This is a genomic window from Aurantimonas sp. HBX-1 (genome assembly GCF_021391535.1).
GTDB lineage: Bacteria > Pseudomonadota > Alphaproteobacteria > Rhizobiales > Rhizobiaceae > Aurantimonas.
Map to the genome: position 1 here is coordinate 565,073 of NZ_CP090066.1, position 20,315 is coordinate 585,387.

General features: G+C 68.2%; 15 protein-coding genes. 11 read left to right on the forward strand and 4 right to left on the reverse strand.

The window, feature by feature from the left end:
- Nucleotides 1–9: 9 nt before the first annotated feature.
- Nucleotides 10–1,215 carry an ROK family transcriptional regulator gene (locus LXB15_RS02615; protein WP_233953030.1) on the reverse strand — a complete coding sequence of 402 codons (1,206 nt, stop codon included), beginning with the start codon at nucleotides 1,213–1,215 and terminating at the stop codon, nucleotides 10–12.
- A gap of 178 nt (nucleotides 1,216–1,393) precedes the next feature.
- On the opposite strand from LXB15_RS02615, the gene LXB15_RS02620 reads away from it, so the two are divergent.
- Genes LXB15_RS02620 through LXB15_RS02635 form a run of 4 tightly spaced genes read left to right on the forward strand, consistent with a single transcriptional unit; the run spans nucleotide 1,394 to nucleotide 5,727 of the window.
- A complete protein-coding gene (locus tag LXB15_RS02620; RefSeq protein ID WP_370640159.1) occupies nucleotides 1,394–2,689 on the forward strand; it encodes an extracellular solute-binding protein in 1,296 nt (431 codons plus the stop codon).
- A 59-nt stretch (nucleotides 2,690–2,748) separates the two neighbouring features.
- Nucleotides 2,749–3,696: a carbohydrate ABC transporter permease gene (locus tag LXB15_RS02625; protein ID WP_233950740.1), complete on the forward strand. Its 948-nt coding sequence runs from the start codon at nucleotides 2,749–2,751 to the stop codon at nucleotides 3,694–3,696.
- Entirely contained in the window at nucleotides 3,689–4,579 is an 891-nt protein-coding gene (locus tag LXB15_RS02630; protein ID WP_233950741.1) for a carbohydrate ABC transporter permease, read from the forward strand. Before LXB15_RS02625 ends, LXB15_RS02630 begins: the two co-directional genes overlap by 8 nt.
- Before the next feature lie 50 nt (nucleotides 4,580–4,629).
- Nucleotides 4,630–5,727 (forward strand): ABC transporter ATP-binding protein, encoded by a 1,098-nt coding sequence (locus tag LXB15_RS02635; protein WP_233950742.1) that lies wholly within the window; start codon nucleotides 4,630–4,632, stop codon nucleotides 5,725–5,727.
- Between the two features lie 90 nt (nucleotides 5,728–5,817).
- Here the strand turns inward: LXB15_RS02635 and LXB15_RS02640 are convergent, their stop codons facing one another.
- Nucleotides 5,818–7,509, reverse strand: coding sequence for an aconitase X (locus tag LXB15_RS02640; protein ID WP_233950743.1), 1,692 nt, complete (start codon nucleotides 7,507–7,509; stop codon nucleotides 5,818–5,820).
- Nucleotides 7,510–7,769: 260 nt separating this feature from the next.
- On the opposite strand from LXB15_RS02640, the gene fabF reads away from it, so the two are divergent.
- Complete coding sequence (fabF, locus tag LXB15_RS02645; RefSeq protein ID WP_233953031.1) at nucleotides 7,770–9,050, forward strand: beta-ketoacyl-ACP synthase II; 1,281 nt, start codon at nucleotides 7,770–7,772, stop codon at nucleotides 9,048–9,050.
- Between the two features lie 137 nt (nucleotides 9,051–9,187).
- On the forward strand, nucleotides 9,188–10,444 hold the full coding sequence (locus LXB15_RS02650) for a cyclopropane-fatty-acyl-phospholipid synthase family protein (RefSeq protein ID WP_233950744.1): 1,257 nt from the start codon (nucleotides 9,188–9,190) through the stop codon (nucleotides 10,442–10,444).
- 70 nt (nucleotides 10,445–10,514) lie between these two features.
- Here LXB15_RS02650 and LXB15_RS02655 read toward each other — a convergent pair whose 3' ends face one another.
- Nucleotides 10,515–11,414: a LysR family transcriptional regulator gene (locus LXB15_RS02655; protein WP_233950745.1), complete on the reverse strand. Its 900-nt coding sequence runs from the start codon at nucleotides 11,412–11,414 to the stop codon at nucleotides 10,515–10,517.
- 425 nt (nucleotides 11,415–11,839) lie between these two features.
- Here LXB15_RS02655 and LXB15_RS02660 point away from each other — a divergent pair, with 425 nt between their 5' ends.
- Nucleotides 11,840–12,664 carry an alpha/beta fold hydrolase gene (locus LXB15_RS02660; RefSeq protein WP_233950746.1) on the forward strand — a complete coding sequence of 275 codons (825 nt, stop codon included), beginning with the start codon at nucleotides 11,840–11,842 and terminating at the stop codon, nucleotides 12,662–12,664.
- Between the two features lie 17 nt (nucleotides 12,665–12,681).
- Here LXB15_RS02660 and LXB15_RS02665 read toward each other — a convergent pair whose 3' ends face one another.
- Entirely contained in the window at nucleotides 12,682–14,052 is a 1,371-nt protein-coding gene (locus LXB15_RS02665) for a GAF domain-containing protein (RefSeq protein WP_233950747.1), read from the reverse strand.
- 50 nt (nucleotides 14,053–14,102) lie between these two features.
- On the opposite strand from LXB15_RS02665, the gene LXB15_RS02670 reads away from it, so the two are divergent.
- The 4 genes from LXB15_RS02670 (at nucleotide 14,103) to LXB15_RS02685 (ending at nucleotide 20,290) form a co-directional block, all read left to right on the forward strand.
- On the forward strand, nucleotides 14,103–15,710 hold the full coding sequence (locus LXB15_RS02670; RefSeq protein WP_233950748.1) for a GMC family oxidoreductase: 1,608 nt from the start codon (nucleotides 14,103–14,105) through the stop codon (nucleotides 15,708–15,710).
- 343 nt (nucleotides 15,711–16,053) lie between these two features.
- Complete coding sequence (locus LXB15_RS02675; protein ID WP_233950749.1) at nucleotides 16,054–16,722, forward strand: hypothetical protein; 669 nt, start codon at nucleotides 16,054–16,056, stop codon at nucleotides 16,720–16,722.
- Nucleotides 16,710–17,795: a cytochrome-c peroxidase gene (locus tag LXB15_RS02680; protein ID WP_233950750.1), complete on the forward strand. Its 1,086-nt coding sequence runs from the start codon at nucleotides 16,710–16,712 to the stop codon at nucleotides 17,793–17,795. Before LXB15_RS02675 ends, LXB15_RS02680 begins: the two co-directional genes overlap by 13 nt.
- Nucleotides 17,792–20,290 (forward strand): two-component system VirA-like sensor kinase, encoded by a 2,499-nt coding sequence (locus LXB15_RS02685; RefSeq protein WP_233950751.1) that lies wholly within the window; start codon nucleotides 17,792–17,794, stop codon nucleotides 20,288–20,290. The genes LXB15_RS02680 and LXB15_RS02685 overlap by 4 nt, the downstream gene beginning before the upstream one ends.
- Nucleotides 20,291–20,315 lie beyond the last annotated feature (25 nt).

A 20,315-nucleotide genomic window follows, 5' to 3' on the forward strand; every position in this document is an offset into this window, starting at 1 on the left:
ACGGGCGGCTCAGCCGGTTTGCACCGGACCGGTCGTGTTCCATGGCGAGCCGTAAAGCTCGCACAGGGCGATCGCCGCCGCTCCCTGCGCCCAGAGGACGTCCGAGAACGGCTCGACGACGATGTCGGTGACGCCTGCCAGCGGCTCGGCCACGGCCTCCTCGAAGCCGCACCCGATCGCCTTGATGAACGGCTCCCCGAGCGAGAGCAGCGAGCCGACGAGGACGATCTTCGGCGGCGCGAACAGCGACACGATGTTGGCGACCGAGATGCCGACGAAACGGCCCGCCTGCGCGACCTGGTCGTGGACCGCGCCATCGCCCTTGCCGAGATGTTCGACCGCGTGCCTGAGGCCCCGTCCGGCAAAGGCTGCGTCGGCGATGGCGGGGTCGGCTTCCAGCCCTCTGACGATCGCCTGTTCGGATGCCAGATCGACGAGGCGCAGCAGCTTGCCGGCCGGCGTCGTGCCGATCACCATCCGGCCGATGTCGAGGCTCAAGCCGCGGGCGCCGCGGAACAGCTCGCCGCCGTGCAGGACGCCGAGGCCGATCGCCTGTTCGAGCGAGACGACGACGAAGTCGGCAAGGTCGCGGCAGCAGCCGAACCATTGCTGCGCCAGGGTCGCGGCGTTGACGTCGCTCTCGACGATGACCCGTACGCCCAGCCGGCGGGCGACCTCCTCGCCGAAGGCGATGTCGCGGGTGCTGAAGATCGGGCTGATCCGGACCCTGCCGGTCGCGTATTCGACGATGCCGGGCATCGTCGTGCAGACGGTGTCGATGGCCTTCATGGTCAGGCCGGCGTCGACCACCGCGCGCCGGATCACGTCCTCGACGATGTCGGCGACGACCGACACCGGCTGCCGCCGGACCCGCAGCGGCATCTCGAGGCTCGACAGGATCTGGCCGCAGAAATCGGTGACCGCGACGGTGATCTGGTGGAGCCCGACCTTCACCCCGACGACGCGTGCCGCTTCCGGGTTCAGCTGCAGCATCACCCGCGGCCGCCCACGGGTCGGCTCATGAATGCCGCCGACGGGTCGGGTTTCGATGATACCGTCCTCGATCATCGAGCCGGTGATCGCCGAGACGGTGGTCGAACTCAGGGCGCCGCGACTGCAGATCTCGACGCGCGAGATCGGCCCGTAGCGCCGGACGATGTCCAGGACGTGAAAGCGGTTGATCTCCCGCATCAGCTCCGGATCGCCGGTCTTCATATCGATTGGCACGCCATTTAATTCCGATGCCGGAAATAAGCGCGTCGAAAATCCCCGTGTCAATCACCGCTTGAGCCGGACATCCGCAAAAATTCGCGGGCCCGCTTGACAGATTGCCGGGAAGGGCATCGTATTAAATCCGCAAAGCGCGAAAAATCGCGGGCAAGGGAGGAAATCAATGTCGATGAGAATCCGAGCGCATCTCGCGCGCGGCGCAGCCGTCTGCTGCCTGATGCTCGCCGCCCCGTTCGCGGCAACCTTCGCACAGGCCGAGACCACTGTGCGCCTGATGCATGTCGAGGCCAACCCTGCTTATGCGGCTGTCTGGCGCAAACTTGCCGACAGCTACGAAGCATCGCATCCGGACGTGAAGGTCGACCTGCAGTTCCTCGAGAACGAGGCGTTCAAGGCCAAGCTGCCGACCCTGCTCCAGTCCGACGACGCGCCCGATCTCTTCTACAGCTGGACCGGCGGCGTCCTGAAGGCGCAGTACGAGGCAGGCGCGGTCCAGGACCTTACCGAAAAGATGAAGGCCGACGGCGGCGCCTGGGAGAAGAGCTACATCCCGGCTGCCATCCGCGGCGTCACCATCGACGAGCGCATGCTCTGCGTGCCGCTGAAGATGAGCATGATCGGCTTCTTCTACAACAAGCCGATGTTCGAGAAGGCCGGCGTCGACGGCGCGGCGATCAAGACCTGGGACGACTTCCTCTCGGCGGTCGAGAAGCTGAAGGCGGCGGGCATCACGCCGATCGCCGGCGGTGGCGGCGACAAGTGGCCGCTGCACTTCTACTGGTCCTACCTGGCCCTGAGGCTGGGTGGCCAGGAGGCCTTCGCGCAGGCCAAGGCCGGCGAGGATGACGGCTTCACCGCCGAGCCCTTCGTGACGGCCTTCGAGAAGCTGAAGGACCTCGGAGCGCTGGAGCCGTTCCAGGCCGGCTATCTGGGCACCCGCTGGCAGGACACGCTGGCGCTTTTCGGCGACGGTCGGGCGGCGATGCTGCTGACCTTCGACGACAGCGCCAACCGTCAGAAGGCGGCGGCCGCGGACGGCGAGGGCATCGCCCGCGAGGATCTCGGAACCTTCGCCTTCCCGGTGGTCGAAGGGGGCAACGGCAAGCCCTCCGACACGTTCGGCGGGGTCAATTGCTGGGCGGTCTCGCGGAACGCCTCGCCCGAGGCGATCGACTTCGTGAAGTTCCTCACCAGCGAGGAGTCGGAGCGGACCATGGCCGAGGCCGGCATGCTGATCCCGGCGGCGGTCGGCGCGGCGGCCGGACTCAAGGACCCCATCGTGAAGGGCTTTGCCGACACGCTCGAACAGTCCGAGTTCCATCAGCACTTCCTCGACCAGGATCTCGGTCCCTCGGTGGGACGCGTCGTCAACGACGTGACGGTCGAGGTGATTTCCGGCGCGATGGAGCCGGAGGAGGCTGCTCAGCAGATCCAGGACGCCTACGAGCTCGACCAGTAGCCTGTGGCACTCCGGCCGGGCCCATCACCCGGCCGGACCCATCGCGAGGAGCACCGTTGATGGCGAACCTCACAGGTCTCGTCTCGAACAGGAGCCCGCTGGTCCGCAGCGGCGGGGCGAGCCGGCGCAGGTCGCGTCATCGCAATATCGGCAGCGTCTGGCCGGTGCTGGTGCTGTTCCTGCCGCCGGCGATCCTGCTGTTCACCGTCTTCGTCATCCTGCCGATGGGCGAGGCCGGCTGGTACAGCCTGTTCGACTGGAGCGGCTACGGCCGGCCGGAGGACTTCGTCGGCCTGCGCAATTTCGAGATCCTGCTGGGGAACGGCGCCTTCCGCACCGCGCTCACCAACAACGGCCTGATCATCGTCGTCTCCATCGTGCTGCAGTTGCCGCTGGCGCTGTGGCTGGCGACGCTGGTCTCGCATCGCATTCCGGGCGCCACCGCCTTCCGGCTGATCTTCTTTCTTCCTTACGTGCTGGCAGACGTCGCGGCCGGGCTGATCTGGCGCTTCATCTACGACGGCGACTATGGGCTCGTCGCCTCGATCGCCAGCTTCTTCAACGTCGCGACGCCCTACGTCCTCGCCGACCGGGGCATCGCGATCTACGCCGTGCTGGCTGTCGTGGTGTGGAAGTATTTCGGCTTCCACATGATGCTGTTCATCGCCGGGCTGCAATCGATCGACAAGTCGCTCTACGAGGCGGCCGACCTCGACGGCGCCACCGGCTGGCAGAAATTCACCAACGTCACGCTGCCGCTGCTCGCCCCGACCATCCGGCTGTCGGTGTTCTTCGCCGTCATCGGCTCGCTGCAGCTGTTCGACATGATCATGCCGCTGACCGGCGGCGGGCCCTCGAACTCGACCCAGACGATGGTGACCTTCCTCTACACCTACGGGATCACCCGGATGAAGGTCGGCTTCGGCAGCGCCATCGGCGTCGTGCTCTTCGTCATCTGCGTGACGCTCGCCTTCGGCTACAGAAGGATCTTCATGAAGAATGACTGACCTCACCGCCCCCGTACCGGCCGCGCCGGTCGCCTCGAGCTATGCCGAGAGCCGGCGGCCGCCCAGCTTCGTCGGCCGGCTCTATGTCTACGGCAGCCTGTTCCTGGTGGCGGCCATTGTCCTGATCCCGCTGGTGACCACCGCCCTCGGCGGCTTCAAGACGCTCGGGGAGCTCCGGGTCAACCCGTTCGGCCTGCCCAGCGAATGGCAGTGGTCGAACTATACCGACATCCTGTTCAGCGCCCGCTACTGGCAGATGCTGACCAACTCCTTCATCATCGCCACGCTGACCACCGTCCTGACGGTGGCGGTCGCGGCGATGGCGGCCTTCTCGCTCGCCCATCTGCGCTTCTTCGGCGCCGGCTTCCTGATGAATTACTTCCTGATCGGGCTGATGTTTCCGATCGCCACCGCGATCCTGCCGCTGTTCATCCGGATCCGCGACCTCGGCCTTCTCGACAGCTACATGGGCGTCGTCCTGCCGCAGGTCGCCTTCGGCCTCGGCATGGCCATCCTGCTCTTCCGGAATTTCTTCCGGAACGTGCCGCGGGAGCTGTTCGACGCCGCGCTTGTCGACGGCTCGGGCTACATCAGTTTCTTCTGGTACATCACCCTGCCGCTGTCGCGCCCGATCCTGGCGACCGTCGCCATCGTCGCCTTCGTCAACTCCTGGAACAACTACATCATGCCGCTGATCATGCTGAACAGTCAGGACAAGTATCCCTGGCCGCTCGGCATCATGGTCTATCAGGGCGAGTTCTCGACAGACTGGCAACTGGTGCTTGCCTTCATCACCCTGACGATCCTGCCGACCATCATCGTCTTCTTCGCCGCCCAGAAGCACATCGTCGCGGGGCTCACCGCCGGCGCCGTCAAGGGCTGAGGCCACCACGGCGGCGAGGTCCGACCGCTCACCAGAGGGAACATCAGGCTATGGCGACGATCGCGATGGAGGGGGTCCGCAAGTCCTTCGGCCACCACCCGGTTCTGCACGGTGTATCGTTCGACATCGCGGACGGCGAGTTCGTCATCCTCGTCGGTCCGTCCGGCTGCGGCAAATCCACCCTGCTGCGGATGATTGCCGGGCTGGAGGAGGTCAGCGACGGGTCAATCCGGATCGGCGAGAGGGTGGTCAACGACCTGGCGCCGAAGGACCGCGACATCGCGATGGTCTTCCAGAACTACGCGCTCTACCCGCATATGACCGTCGCCGAGAACATGGCCTTCTCGCTGAAGCTCGCCGGCGCGCCGAAACCGGCCAAGGCGGCGGCGGTCAGCCGCGCGGCGGAAATCCTCGGCCTGACGCCGCTGCTGGAGCGCTATCCGAAGGAGCTCTCCGGCGGCCAGCGCCAGCGCGTCGCGATGGGGCGGGCGATCGTCCGGGATCCCAAGGTCTTCCTCTTCGACGAGCCGCTCTCCAATCTCGACGCGAAGCTCCGGGTGCAGATGCGTTCGGAGATCAAGTCGCTGCACCAGCGGCTCAAGACGACGATGGTCTACGTCACCCACGACCAGATCGAGGCGATGACCATGGCGGACCGGATCGTCGTGATGAACGGCGGCCGGGTCGAGCAGATCGGCCGTCCGCTGGAACTCTACGAGCGGCCCGACAATCTCTTCGTCGCAGGCTTCATCGGCTCGCCGTCGATGAATCTCATCGAGGGCGTGGTGGAGGCGGTCAGCGGGGCGCCGCACTTCCGCTCCGACGACGGCATCGTCCTGCCCCTGCCGGCCGGCCTGCTCGCCGCGGCGGGCGACAAGGTCGTCTACGGCATCCGGCCCGAACACATCGCGCCGGCCGCCGGCGGCGAGGCGGCCGACGGGGCCGCCGAGATCGCCCTGGTGGAGCCGACCGGCGCCGAGACGCAGGTCTTCCTCAAGCTCGGCCGACGCGAACTTCTCGGAGCCTTCCGGGACTGGCCGATCCAGTCGCCGGGCGAGAACGTCGCCTTCCGCCTGCAGCGCGACAAGATCCATCTCTTCGACCAGGCCACCGGCCACCGTCTCGTGGCAACCGCCGGCACCGCCTGATCGCGCGGCAGCCGGCCGAAAGCCCTCCATCCGCGCGCCCGGCTGCTGCCTGGAAGCTGAAGATGAGGACGTATTAGCCGGTGGCGCCCGTCACGCCAGCCAACCCGGCAGGTAGACCGGCGCAAGTCCCGACACCACCGCCTCGGCGCAGTCGGCAAGCGTGCCGAAGCGTACCGCACAGCCCGAGAGGCCGGGCCCGTAATGGGCGTATTTGCCGGAGTTGGTCAGCACCGTTCTCGCGTCTGCCGGAAACACCGGACGCGTGATCGAGCACCAGCAGATGTCGGGGATCATCTCGACGCCGGAGGCCGCGAGGCGGGCACGCGTGCCGTCGGCTTCCGCCGCGGCGAGGACCTGTCGTCCGGCCGTTACGATGGCGGTGACGCGAGGATCGCGGCGTCGGCCGCCAAGTGCCACGGCAAACGACCGGCATTCCTCGATCGAGGCGTGCGGGCTGCCGATCGCGACGAGTTGCACCTCTTCCGGCCCGTCGTTCAGGGCTCGCCAGCCGGTAGCCAGTTCGGCGAGGGTGATGACGCTGCGGGGGGCGCCTGGCAGGGCCGCGCCCTCGGCCTCCGGCGTCACGCCCTCGATGTGCAGCATGGGCGCGGCGGCGGTCGTCCCGAAGGCGGCGCAGAGCGCCTTCAGGTCGTCGCGGCCGGGATTGCCCGCCGCCAGGCCGCGCAGCAGCGGAACGCGGTCCCGGGCGGCGTGGCCCGCAAGATAGCCGATCAGCGGCCACACGGCGGCGTCGGCGCCTTCGGGCAGGTGAACATCGATCACCAGGCGGGCACGACGCTCGGCATCCAGAAAGGCACCCGCGAGGGGCGCGCGGCCGGTGAGGGCGATGCACAGGTCAAGGAAATCCGGATGTTTGGCGGTGCGGGCGCCGAGGACGCTGTTGGCGAAGATCACGGCGTTCGATTCCGACCAGCCGATCGCCTCTCCCGCCTCCGGGGCGTCGTCGAGGAGATAGGGCGCACAGGTAAAGGTCGGGCGGCAGCCCATGCGGACATAGGCGTCGGCGAGCGAGGCGGCCGGCGTGCCGAACGCGGGCGGCACGTTCTGCCGCCGCCAGTTCTGGAGGTCGACGGAGATGGCGTTCATCGTGGTGGGAACGCGGACACGCCCGCCTTTGGCCTCCATGGTTTCGGCGAACAACAGGTTGGCGGCGCCGGCGTAGATGCAGCCGTCGATGTGGGCGCGGGTCACGTCCGTCAGTCCGGCGGCACCTTGCTGGCGGGCCATGGCGGCGATGATGCGCATGGCGAGGGCGGCAGCCTCGCCCATCTCGCCCGCCAGCATGGCGCGGTCGTTGCCGGACAGGGGGAGCGAGACATCCGGCGCGGGCGCGACCGGGATCTCGATGCCGTCCGCCAGGATGGCATCTTCGGTGACGCGGGCGGATCCGGCCCGGGCGAGGGCCGCGAAGGCTGGGGGCGACAGGCGCAGGACGGGAAGCGTTTGGCCGAACATCTCGGCGGCGACGACCGCCCCCAGCGTCGCCACGTCCTCGGGTTCGGAGAAGACGAGGGCCGCCGGGGCGCGGCCCGCCAGCGTCAGTTCGAGGATGACGCCCGATCCCGAGCAGGAGCCACGGCTGGTCGGCATCATCACGACGGCCCCGGCAAGTTCGGCGCCATGCTGGGGGTGATGTGTATCGATGACGCGGCCGGTCGCCGGGTCGACACCGCCCCAGAAGCTCAACGCCTCGGAGAGGGCGACGACGGGTCCCTGCGCGCAGCCGGGAACGATCGCAAGGGCGGTCTCGAACTTGCTCATCTCACGCGCATTCCGCATCTACTCCTTGTGCGAGGCACGGCGGCTCGCTCCCAGCGGAGCGGCCGATGCACCGGCGATTCCGGCGCAGTTTCAAGCCGCATACGCTCGATCTCCGGCCCGGCAGACAATCGCGGGGTGCCAAAACACCGCGCTTGCTCTATGACGGCGGGTCCGCGGTAGCGCCTGGCGTTCACTACGATTTATTCCCTCCGGATACGATGGTGGATCACGCGCCTGCGATCCGCTCCTCGGGTGTGCTCATGTTCTCGGAAAACCCGACACGTATCGTCGTCACCGGCATGGGTGTCGTTTCGCCCCTTGGCGTCGGCGCGGAGCCGGCGTGGGAACGCCTCACGTCGCACCGATCCGGCATCCGTCGTCTCCCGGACGCGGCCGTGCCCGACGTCGCATCGAAAATCGCCGCGGTCGTGCCCGACCGAGCGGAGGACGAATTCGGCTTCGACGTCGAAGCGGTGGTGCCGTTCAAGGACCGCAAGAAGATGGATCGTTTCATCCACTTCGCGCTCGAGGCCGCCCGGCAGGCGGTGGTCCAGTCGAACTGGTATCCGGACGAGGGCGGGAAGGACCGCACCGCGACGATCGTCGCCTCCGGCATCGGGGGATTCCACAGCATGCTGGATGCGGTGACGACGGTCCAGACCCGGGGCGCGAGGCGCCTGTCGCCGTTCACCGTGTCGTCCTTCCTCGTCAATCTCGCCGCCGGCCAGATCTCGATCCAGTATGGGTTCAAGGGGCCGCTCGGCGCGCCGGTGACGGCCTGCGCCGCCAGTGTCCAGGCGATCGGCGACGGAATGCGCCTGATCCGGTCCGGGGAAGCCGACGTCGTGGTGTGCGGCGGTGCCGAATCCTGCGTCAGTCGCGTGACGCTCGGCAGCTTCGGCGCGGCCCGGGCGCTGTCGACGGGGTTCAACGACCGACCCGAACTCGCCTCGCGGCCCTTCGACCGGGCCCGGGACGGTTTCGTGATGGGGGAGGGCGCCGGGATGCTCGTCATGGAGAGCCTGGAGCATGCCCGCGAGCGGGGGGCGACGCCGCTCGGCGAGATCATCGGCTATGCGACCACGGCGGACGCGCATCACCCCACCGCGGCGCGGTCGGACGGCGCCGGCGCCCAGCGCGCCATGCGCCTTGCCCTCGGCATGGCGCGTGTCCCGCCGGAGGCGGTCGACTACATCAACGCCCACGCGACCTCGACGCAGATCGGCGACGCCAGCGAGCTTGCCGCCATCAAGGCAGTGTTCGGCACGGGCCGCGGGCCTGCCATCTCGTCGACCAAGTCGGCGAGCGGCCATCTCCTGGGGGCGGCCGGCGTATTCGAGATCATCGTCACGCTGCTGGCGCTGAGGGACGGCCGGCTGCCGCCCAATCTGAACCTCACGGATCCCGACGAAATGGCCGAAGGACTCGACCTGATCGGCACGACGACGCGCGCCGCGGACGCGCGGATCGCCCTGTCCAACGCCTTCGGCTTCGGCGGCGTCAACGCCTCGATCGTGCTGAAGCGGTGGATGGACGAGTGACAGGCCGGCGCCGCCGGACGGCGCGACGCGGGCGGACGTTCATCCCGGCCACGCGTCCTGTTGCCAACGGCTTTGCTCCGGCACTTATATATCCATAGCGCTCTTCTCGCCGGCAGCGGCATCACGGGAGTCGATGGATGAGGTTTCTGCCGCTGTTGTTGCGAAAGGCTGTGCGCAAGGGGCGCCTCACGGTCATCGGTCCGCACAACGAGGTGGAGACGTTCGGCGGGACGGAGCCGGGCCCCATGGCGACGATCCGCATCAGTGACCCGGCCTATGACTGGAAGATCGCCTTCAATCCCGAGCTGAAGGCCGCCGAGGCCTACATGGACGGCGCGCTCACCGTCGAGGAGGGCGATGTCCACGACTTTCTCGAAGTCTTCTTCGCCAACAAGCGCAGCTTCGATCTCAGTGCCGGGCAGGCGTTCTGGCGGACGGTGGCGCGGCGCGCCAAGCGGCTCCACCAGCACAACCCGGTCTCGCGATCGCGAGCCAACGTCAAGCACCACTACGAACTCGGCGACGATCTGTACCGGCTGTTCCTGGACGACGCCACGCAATATTCCTGCGCCTATTTCCCGCGGGGCGACGAGACGCTGGAAGAGGCCCAGACGGCGAAGATGCGCCATGTGACGGCGAAGCTGAACCTCGCCAGGGGCCAGCGCGTCCTCGACATCGGCTGCGGCTGGGGCGGGCTGGCGCTCTACATGGCGCGGGTGGCGGATGTCGAGGTGCTGGGCGTGACCCTGTCACCGGACCAGGCGCGGGTCGCCACCGCCCGTGCGCAGGCGATGGGCCTTGCCGATCGCGTCCGGTTCGAGGTCCGGGACTATCGCGAGATCGACGAGAAGTTCGACCGGGTCGTGTCGGTCGGCATGCTGGAGCATGTCGGCGCGCATCATCTCGCCGGCTATTTCCGGACGGTGCGGGACCGCTTGCTGCCGGACGGCGTCGCGCTGATCCATTCCATCAGCACCAAGTCGCCGCCGGGCATAACCGGGCCGTTCATCCGCAAGTACATCTTCCCGGGCGGCTACAGCCCGTCGCTGTCGGAAATCACCGCCGCGATCGAACTCTCCGGCCTGTGGGTGCTCGACGTCGAGGTCTGGCGCAAGCACTACGGCTTCACGCTGCGGGAATGGCGGCGACGCTTCGCGGCGAACCGGGCGGAGGTGGTCAAGCTCTACGACGAGCGCTTCGCCCGGATGTGGGAGTTCTATCTCTCGGCGTGCGAGTGCGTGTTCATGTACGGCTCGGGCAACGTCGTCCAGATCCAGATCGGCCGCGAACGCGACGGGGTGCCGATCAGCCGCGAGTACATCGCGGAAGCAACGCGGGCCTACCAGTCGATCGATGCCCGTGACGGCGTGGGGTTGCCGGTTCCGACGTCGTAGCCGCCGGAACGGCGATCTTCCTGCCCGTCTCAGCCCAGTCACGGGTCGGCCGGCTCGACCGGCGAGCCTCTCAGATTGGCGATGTCGTCCGCGGGATCGCTTCGGCGAGGTAGTCGATCAGCGCCCGGATGGCGGGGGTCAGGCCGCGCCGGGAGGAAAACACCGCGTAGACCGTTCCCTCGGCCGTGCTCCATTCGGGGAGGACCCGCTCGAGCATCCCTCTCTCGCGGCCAGCGCGGTAGATGTGCTGCGGCAGCAGGCCGACACCCAATCCCGCTTCGGCTGCCATCCTCAGCATTTCCAGATTGGTCGAGACGAGCCGCGGTGACACCTCGATCTGCTGGCGTTCGCCGGACCGGTTGACGAGGATCCACGTGGTCTCATGCGGCATCACCAGGGCGGGCAGGAGGGGCAGGTTCTCGAGGCTCGGCGGTGCATCCAGCGCGGCGAGATAGGCGGGCGCGGCGGCAAGGACGCCCGACTCGCGAGCGAACCGGCGGACGACCAGATGGGCGTCGGCCTCCACCTCGTAGCGCGCGCGAAGCGCGAGATCGATCCTGTCGCGAATGAGATCGGCGGGGCGGTTCAGTTCCTCGACATGCAGGCAGATCTTCGGATGCAGCCGCAAGAAGCCCGGCAGGATTTCGGCCAGCATGCCGTGGATCAGGCCCTGCGGACTGCCGAGGCGCAGGACGCCGTTCGGTTCGGCCCGGGCGGACGCGGCGACGGCCACGGCGGCTCGCAGTCCCCCGACGATATGCTGCGCCTGCTCGAAGACCTGCCGCCCCACTTCCGTGGCCCGCACGTCGCGTGTCGAACGCTCCAGCAGGCGCACGCCGAGGCGCTCCTCCAGCCGCGCCACCCGCTTGCTCAACGTGCCCTTGGGCAGACCGAGCCGACGGGCCGCCGCAGAGAAGCCGCCATGCATGAGCACGGCATGCAGGGCAACGTAGTCGTTGGCGTCATCCATCGGCCTGTCCCTGTTTCGCCTGGGAAACGTCGCGTCGCTCCAGGGACGGCTAATCGTGCCGGATTATTCCGCATAGATAGGTGTCGTGACCGCAGTCAAATGGGAGCTGCCGTCGCGCGTAACGAAGTCGTCGACCGCGACGGAGCGGTCAATACTTGTCCGATCGCGATAGCGACCGCACGTGGTGCCCGGTCGGCGATGTCGACATGCGGGCCGGAGGACCACTGGGCTGGCCCCCATATCCGCAAACGAACCAATCCGCCGAGATCGGCGCAGGTGCCCTCATGCCGATCTGAGGATCGGCGGATGTGGAATCGGCGCTGCATCGCCCGGATAACCCCGACAGTTTCGGCCCGAAGCGGCCGGGCTGACGAGTTCATCCACATGCCGGCCGCTTGCGCGCGCCCGGAAACAGGAGATCACGCATGAGCAGGATGGGAATGACGATGATGGCTGCGCTGACGGCTGCCACCCTGGCCGCGACGACCGAGGCCCCACGGGCGGAGGCTTCATCGCCTCCCGTCAAGAATGTCGTGCTGGTCCACGGCGCCTTTGCCGACGGGTCGGGCTGGCGCGGCGTCTACGACGAGCTGACCCAGCGCGGCTACCGCGTGACCATCGTCCAGAACCCGCTGACCTCGCTGGCCGACGACGTCGCCGCGACGAAGCGGGCGCTGGACCGCCAGGACGGGCCGGCCATCCTGGTCGGACACAGCTGGGGCGGCACGGTCATCACCGAAGCGGGCGTCGACGAGAAGGTCGCCGGCCTCGTCTACGTCTCCGCGCTGTCGCCCGATGCGGGCGAAACCACCGCCCAGCAGTACGAGGGCTTCACCACCCCGCCGGAATTCGTCCTGGAGACCCATGACGACGGCTTCGGGTTCATCAAGGCGGACAATTTCAAGGCCGGGTTCGCGGCCGACACCACCGACGCGGATGCTGCCTTCATGCGGGACTCGCAGGTGCCGATCGCCATGTCGGTGTTCTCGACCCCTCTCCAGCACGCGGCATGGCGCACGAAGCCGAGCTGGGCGGTGATCGCCACCGACGACAAGGCGTTCGACCAGAAGATGCTGCAGGCGATGGCCAAGCGCATCGGCGCAGACGTCACCGAAGTGCCGGCCAGCCACGCCGTCTTCAAGACCCAGCCGAAGGTCGTCGCCGACGTGATCGACCGGGCTGCCCGGCAGGTATCCGCCGAGACGCAGCGCCGGGCTGCCGCGTCCGCGCCGGACGGCACGCCGCAGTAAACCGGCGGGCCCGGCGCTCAGTCCGCCGCGGGGCCTCGGCCCCGGGCGCCTGGGTGCCGGACTGTCGGGCGGGCCGATCGGCGGCCGCCGCGGCTGCCGACCGGCGGCGCGTCGCGCTCCCCGCGCCGACGCGCCTGGTGCAGCGCGCGTTCCGCGGAACGCAGGCGGAGCTCATCGGAGGCAAGCCCCGCGAGTGCCAGCAGGGCCTTCTCCTCCGTCTCGCCCAGAACCCGGGGCTCGTAGTCGATCACGCAAAGCGATCCCACGGCGAAGCCGTCGCCGTCGCGGACCGGAACCCCGGCATAGAACCGGAAGCCCGGCGGGCCGACCACCGCAGGGTTGGCGGCAAATCGCGCATCGCTCGCCAGATCGGCAACCGCGAAGATGCCATTCTGAAGGATCGTATGGTTGCAGAACGACCAGCTGCGCGGCGTCTCGGGAAAGTCGAGCCCGATGCGCGACTTGAACCACTGCCGCGTCTGCGTCAGCAGGGTCAGCAGCGCGACCGGCGCATCGAGGGTCTGGGCCGCGAGCCATGTCAGCCGATCGAAGGCCTCCTCCGGGACGGTATCGACGAGGCCGGACCGTTCGAGCGCGACCAGCCGCTGACGCTCGTTGAGGGAGAGAGGGAATATTCCCTCTGTAGGAAGCGTCTCTCTTCCGTCGGCGTCGGCGAGCGCCTTACGGAGCTCCGCCGCCGCCGCTTCCGGGGTGCCGACATGGCTGACCCGGGCGCCGCCCTCCGACGCTGGGGGTGGGGCGGCAACGGTGAGGATTCGGCTCCGGCCCAGGGCCGGATCGTGCAGGAGGCTTGGCAGCAGGGCGCGTCGCGACGGGTCGCAGTCGTGAAGGTCGACGACGATCGCAAAGGGTCGCATCGAGCCGATCGCGAGTAGCGCCGCGAAAGGATCGGCGAAGCCCTCGACCGCAAACTCGGAGATTCCAGAAAACAGCCTGTCGTAGACCGTGAGCCGATCCGCCGCGGCGATGATCACCACCATCGCCGACGGCGGGGCGACGGCCGCCGCGGGACCCTCGATCAGCGCCTCGACATCCGCCCGATAGACGCGGCGATGCCCGCCCGGGGTCTTCCACGAGGGGATCGATCCGCCCTCGATCAGTAGCTGGGCGGTGCGCACGGAGACGCCGAACAGCCTGGCGGTTTCGGCCGTGGTCAGGATGTCCTTGTTGGTCATGGGAATGGCCACCGAAAAAGGAAGAGATGCGGAGCGCACCCGGCGAATGCGTACCCCGTGTTTCAATTGAAAGGCAAAACAGCGCCGGTAACTTCGTGGTGAATTGATGGAAATGATAGAATTGATACTTTGGCGCTCTCGCCCGTGTATTGATGCGGCGTCGCGCAGGTATAGTGCCACGCGCCGAAGCAACGGGCGGCCTCCCGCGAGCGATGCGCTCGGTAAGACAAAGGAATTCTTCCATGACGACCAAGGCCGTTTCCGACGATCGCGAGCACCGGGGCAGTAACCCAGGGCACGCAGGCGATGCGCCGAAGCCCGCTTATGACTTCATCGTCTGCGGCGCGGGCGCCTCGGGCTCGGTGGTCGCTCGGCGGCTTGCCGAAAACCCCGACGTGGAGGTCCTCCTCGTCGAGGCAGGCGACAGCGACGAATCCGAAACCGTGCTCGATCCGGCGTCCTGGCCGCTCAATCTCGGCAGCCAGCGGGACTGGGGCTTCCAGGCGGAGCCGAACCCGAACCTGAATGGGCGGGCCTTGCCGATGTCCATGGGAAAGGGTCTCGGCGGCGGCTCGAGCATCAACGTGATGGTCTGGGCCCGCGGGCATCGCAGCGACTGGGACTTCTTCGCCGCTGAAGCCGGCGATACCGCCTGGGGATACGACAACGTTCTCGACATCTATCGCCGGATCGAGAACTGGCAGGGTGAGCCGGATCCGCAGTATCGCGGGTCGTCAGGCCCCGTCTGGGTCCAGCAGGCGTCCGATCCGAACCCCATCGCCCATGCGATGCTGGATGCAGCCCGCGAAATCGGCATCCCGACCTACGATCATCCGAACGGCCGGATGATGGAGGGGCCGGGCGGTGCCGCCCTGTCCGACACGCTCGTCCGCGACGGGCGCCGGCACTCTCTCTACCGCGCCTATGTCCATCCCTGGCGCGACCGGCCCAACCTGACGGTGATGACCGGAACCACGGTGCTGCGCGTGCTGCTCGACGGAAAACGGGCGACCGGGGTCGAGCTCCTGCGCGACGGCGAGATCTTCAGGGTCGGCGCCCGTGGCGAGGTGGTGCTGTCGCTGGGCGCGATCCAGTCGCCCAAGGTGCTGATGCATTCCGGCATCGGCGACGAGGCCGAGCTGGGCCGCCACGGCATCCCGGTGGTGCAGCATCTGCCGGGCGTCGGCCAGAATCTCCAGGATCACGTCTCGTTCGGCTGCACCTGGGAGTACCGCGAGCCGATCGCTCCCCGCAACAACGGCAGCGAGGCGAAGCTCTACTGGAAGAGCCGTCCCGATCTCGACGCGCCGGACCTGCTGTTCTGCCAGGTGGAGTTCCCGGTGCCGAGCGAGCGGACCGCGGCGCGGGGCGTTCCCGAGCACGGCTGGACGATGTTTGCCGGGCTCGCGCGACCGGCGAGCCGGGGACGGTTGCGGCTCCAGAGCGCCGACCCGCTGGCGCCCCTGGCCATCGATGCCAACATGCTGAGCGATCCCGCCGACGTGACGGCGGCGCGCGCCTGCGTCGAGCTCTGCCGCGAACTCGGCAACGCCGAGGCCTTCAAGCCGTTCGTCAGCGCCGAAGCCATGCCCGGCGAGGTCAAGGGGCCGGCGCTCGACGACTATATCCGCGACGCTGCCGTCACCTACTGGCACCAGTCATGCACGGCGAAGATGGGGCGCGACGCCATGTCGGTGGTCGATGCGTCGCTGCGGGTCTACGGCATCGACGGGCTGCGCGTGGCGGACGGCTCGATCATGCCGCGCGTGACCACGGGGAACACCCAGGCGCCGTGCGCGATCATCGGGGAGCGGGCCGCCGAACTGGTCCTGATGGCACATGCCGCCTGAGCGAGAGGATGCGGCGGCTGTGCGCAAGCCGCCGCCGCTTCACGCCCGGAAACATCGGCGTCTCCGGGGATTCGGCAGCGTCCACCAGAGCGAACCGATGATGCGAGGTTGCAGACGTAAGCCGAGGTCGCCGTCCGGAAATACAGCTGTCACCAGGATCTTCGATCCAGGGGCGGGCGTCGCCCGTGCCGGAGGACCGTCTCGGCCGAGAGGCGAAACGACCTTCGCATCCGTTCGGCGCCCGCAAGTCGGCGCGGCGACACAGCCGACGGGCGCGACCGGGCATGCCGCCCGGATCGCCCGATCCGGTGCCGCCCGTTCCCTCGAATGTCGAGAAAGCGTGATGATCAACCAGCAACAGGCTCGCGCTGCAAGGCGCGAAGCGAAATGGTTGCCGCGGCTCGTCTGTGGCTGCCGCGACCTGCCGGACATCGTCAAATTTGCCCGCATCGCCGCCCATGCCCCGGCGCCCGCCGCCTGCCGCTACGGGGCGGCGGACGGCTCGCCGTCGGCGGCCGCCGACGAGGGCGACGTCGCCATCGACATGGGACTTGTCTCCGTCGATCAGGCGATGATGGAGGCCGCCTTCGCCTCCGAGGTGTGCGCCGACCTTTCGCTGGCCTGCGCCGTCTATGTCAGCGGTGCGGACGGCGTTGCCTGGGCCGGGCCGGGTGCGACCGTCGAGGGCCTGGTGCAGGCATGCAGCGTCGAGGACATGGTGCCCGGCTTCGCCGGCCCCTTTCCGTCCGATGCCGGCGACGGCTCGCTGCTGTCCGCACTGCTGTGCGATCCCACCCCGCTGGCGCGACTCCAGACGGTCAGCCTCTGCGGCCACATCCAGTGGCTTTCCCTGCAGGGGCAGCCGGAGATGCTCGAGCGGCTCTGCGCGGGAACACCCGACGCCGGCATCATCAGCCGGCTGGAATTACGGCTGCAGCCGGCGGCGGTCTCGCGCGGCTCGGCTCCCTTGTCGAGCGTCCGGCCGGAAGGGCCCCTGCGATGTTGGGGCTGATGCAGAGACCGGCGACGCGCGGGGTGCTGGTCGCCTTTGTGGCGGCCGGCATCGCTTCGCTGTCGTATCTTTCGCTCGCGGACGGGCGGAGTTTCGCGGAGCCGACTGCCCCGCGAAGCAACCCCGTCGGCAGTTTGTCCGCGGACTGGCCGGAACCGATAACCCCGCTGTCGCCTGTCACGCGGACGAGGGCCGAGCTGGTCGAGCTCGGGGCGCGGCTGTTCTCGGACCGGCGTCTGTCGGCAGGCGCCAGCCGCTCCTGTGCCAGCTGCCATCAGCTCGAAGCCGGCGGCGATGACGGCCGGCGGCGAGGGGCCGGCGCCGACGGCCGGCCGCTCCTCTTCAATGTCCCCAGCATCCTCAATGCCTGGAAGAACTATCGCTACGGCTGGCGGGGCAACTTCGCGACGTTGGAGGAACAGAACGAGGCCATCCTGCTGGACCCCCGGGTCATGGGCGGCTCCTGGCCGACGATCATCAGGGCGTTGAGCGACGATCGGGACTATGTCGCCAGCTTCCGGACGCTCTTTGGCCAGGCTCCGGATCGGCGAGGGGTCCTAGAGGCGCTGGGCGCCTTCCAGCGCTCGCTGACGACGCAAAATGGCCGTTTCGACCGCTATCTGAGGGGAGACGAGGAAGCCATCACGGAGGAAGAGGAGCAGGGATACGCGCTGTTCAAGTCCTACGGGTGCATCTCCTGCCACCAGGGTGAGAATGTCGGCGGCAACCTCATGCAGCGTTTCCCGCTTTTCCCGCAGGGCTTCGGCCCGGCGGAAAGAGACGGAGGGGAGACGGAAAGGACGGCGAACCTTGGGCGGTATTCGATCACCGGCAAGTCCGCCGACCGTTACCTGTTCCGCGTGCCCAGCCTGCGCAACGTGGCCCTCACGGCGCCCTATTTCCACGACGGTCGCGCCGCGATGCTAGACGATGCCGTCGCGGAAATGGCGGCCAGCCAGTTGGGTCGGACCATTCCGGCGGGCAAAGTCAGCCTGATCGTGGCGTTCCTGAAGACGCTGGGCGGGCCAGACACGACGGGCGCCGCCCGTGGCCGCGCGGACGACCCGTCTTGAGCCGGCTGCCCTTCTTTCTGGCTTCCACGGCAGGGATGCTCGCCATCCTGACGACGCTGTTCGTCCTTAGCGTGACTCCGAACGATGCCGAGCATCAGAGAACCCTTGAGGCGCTGCGTTCGATCGACATGAGCAACGCTTCGCTGCAGCGCGACGTGCTGCAGGCGCGAAGCTCGATACTGCGCAATTACGATCCGTTGGTCCGCAGCCTTGCGGCGATGCGGCAGGCGTCGGCCGCGCTCAGGGGCGACCGGCAGGAGACCGATGCGGAACTGGCTCAGATCGCCGCCGAGCTAGACATGTCATTGAACCGCGCCAGCGATCTGGTCGAACGCTTCAAGTCGGTGAATTCCGTCATGCAGAACTCGCAGATCATCTTCAGCGACGCGCTCGAGCTGCTGAAAGACGGCGTGTCGGAAAGGCACGGGGAAGCGCAGATGCGCATGACCGCCGTCGCCGGCTGGGTCTCCCGCTTCACCCGGGAGCCGACCGAAGAAAACCGCGCCGGGCTGAACCTGTCGCTGAACCGCCTGCATTTCCCCTTCATCGATGCGTTTCGCGGGCCCATGGCGCGCACGCTCATCATTCACGGACGGGTGCTGGCGAACACGTTTCCCCTCGTCGATGCGATCGCCTCGGACCTGCAGGTCGTCCCGGTCGCGGCTCTCGTGCAGCGATACCAGGAGCGATATCTGGAACGCCACGCAGAGGCGCTGGGACGGGCATCGAGCTTCCGCGTCATTCTCTACGGCATGGCGCTCATCCTGTGCGCCTATGTGGCGTATCTGTTCGTGCGCCTGCAGCAGAATGCGACGACCCTGCGCGACCGGCTTGCCCTGGAAGCGGCCATCGCGACGGTTTCGACCCGCTTCATCGACCTCTGCCCCGGCCGGCTATGGCAGGAGATGGAGGCCGGGCTTGCCGCCCTCGGTCGCGCGACAGGCGTCGACGTGGTCCGTGTGCTCGTGTGCGACGGGGCGCCGGCCGGCGGCTGTACGCTGGACGGTCGCGATCCGCACGAGGGGATCTCGCTCCTGCGGCTGGCCGAGCACTGGCGCGGCCGGCGCGAACCGTATGGCGGGATCGTGGTTCCGCAGGTCTCCATGCTGCCGATCGGCGGCTGCCGACGGAGCCTCGAGCGCCGGGGCTACCGTTCCTGGCTGGCCCTGCCGCTGCAGAATGCCGAGCGGCAGTTCGGTTTTCTCAGCTTCGCCACCACGGCCAGAGGGCGGCCCTGGCCGGCGGACGAAGTCGCCCTGCTGCGCACCGCGGCCGAGATCTTCACCAACGCGCTGCAGCGGGCCGAGGGCGAGCGGGAGCGGGCGTTTCTCGAAACCCGGCTGGCGGAGTCGCAGCGGCTGGAATCCCTCGGCACCTTGGCCGGAGGAATCGCGCACGAATACAACAACATCCTGGGGGCGATCCTCGGCTATGGCGAACTGGCGCTCTCCGAACTGGATGCCGAGGGCACGCCGCACCGGCAGGTCCAGCAGATCGTCCGCGCCGGCATGCGCGCCCGGACCATCACCGACCAGATCCTCGCCTTCAGCCGCCGTCGTGACACGCGGCATCGCCCCATGCGCACCGTCCCGGCCGTCACCGAGGCGCTCGAACTGGTGCGGGCCTCGCTGCCCGGGACGATCGAGATCCAGACCCGCTTCGGGGACCGCGACGGGGTCATCATGGGAGATCCGACGGAAATGCAGCAGGTGGTGATGAACCTTTGCGCCAACGCAGCCCACGCCATGGAGCGCGAGGGCGTCGTCGAGGTGAGCGTCGACGAGATCGCCCTGCGCCGGCCGCGCGAACTCTCGCACGGGCGGCTGCAGCCCGGCCGCTACGTTCGTCTTGGGGTTCGCGACAGCGGTCACGGAATGAGCGCCGAGACACTTCGCCGAATGTTCGAGCCCTTCTTCACGACCAAGACGATCGGCGAAGGCACGGGGCTCGGCCTGTCGGCCGTGCACGGCATCGTCACGGCCCACAAGGGCATCATCAATGCCAGCAGCGAGGTCGGGAAAGGGAGCCGGATCGAGGCCTATTTCCCCCGCAGCGACCTCCTGCCCGTCGAGGAACGGGACGCGGCCGCGCTGGACCGGGAAATCCCGAGAGGCAGCGGCGAGGCGATCCTCGTCGTCGACGCAGACGGGCAACGGCGGATGCTGCTGGAGGAGATGCTGGCGCATCTGGGCTACGAGGCCGTCGGCTTCGCCCAGACGGAGCGAGCGCTGGATGCCCTGGCGCGGAACGGCGACCGGTTCGACCTCGCGCTCCTCGACGAAGCGGTCGTCGGGTCCGGGATGCAGGATTTCCGGTACAGCCTGCGGGGCCGGATGGCGAATCTGCCGGTCCTCGTCATCGCCGAGCGCGGCTCCGGCGGGACGGGCGATACATCGGGCCGGCGGCTGGAAAAGCCGTTGCGCATGGAAGCCCTGGCCATGGCCCTCTCGCGGCAGATCCGGCGCACGACCGTACTGGAAGCCTCCCCATCTTGATCAACGCCCCGTCGGACCTGACGCA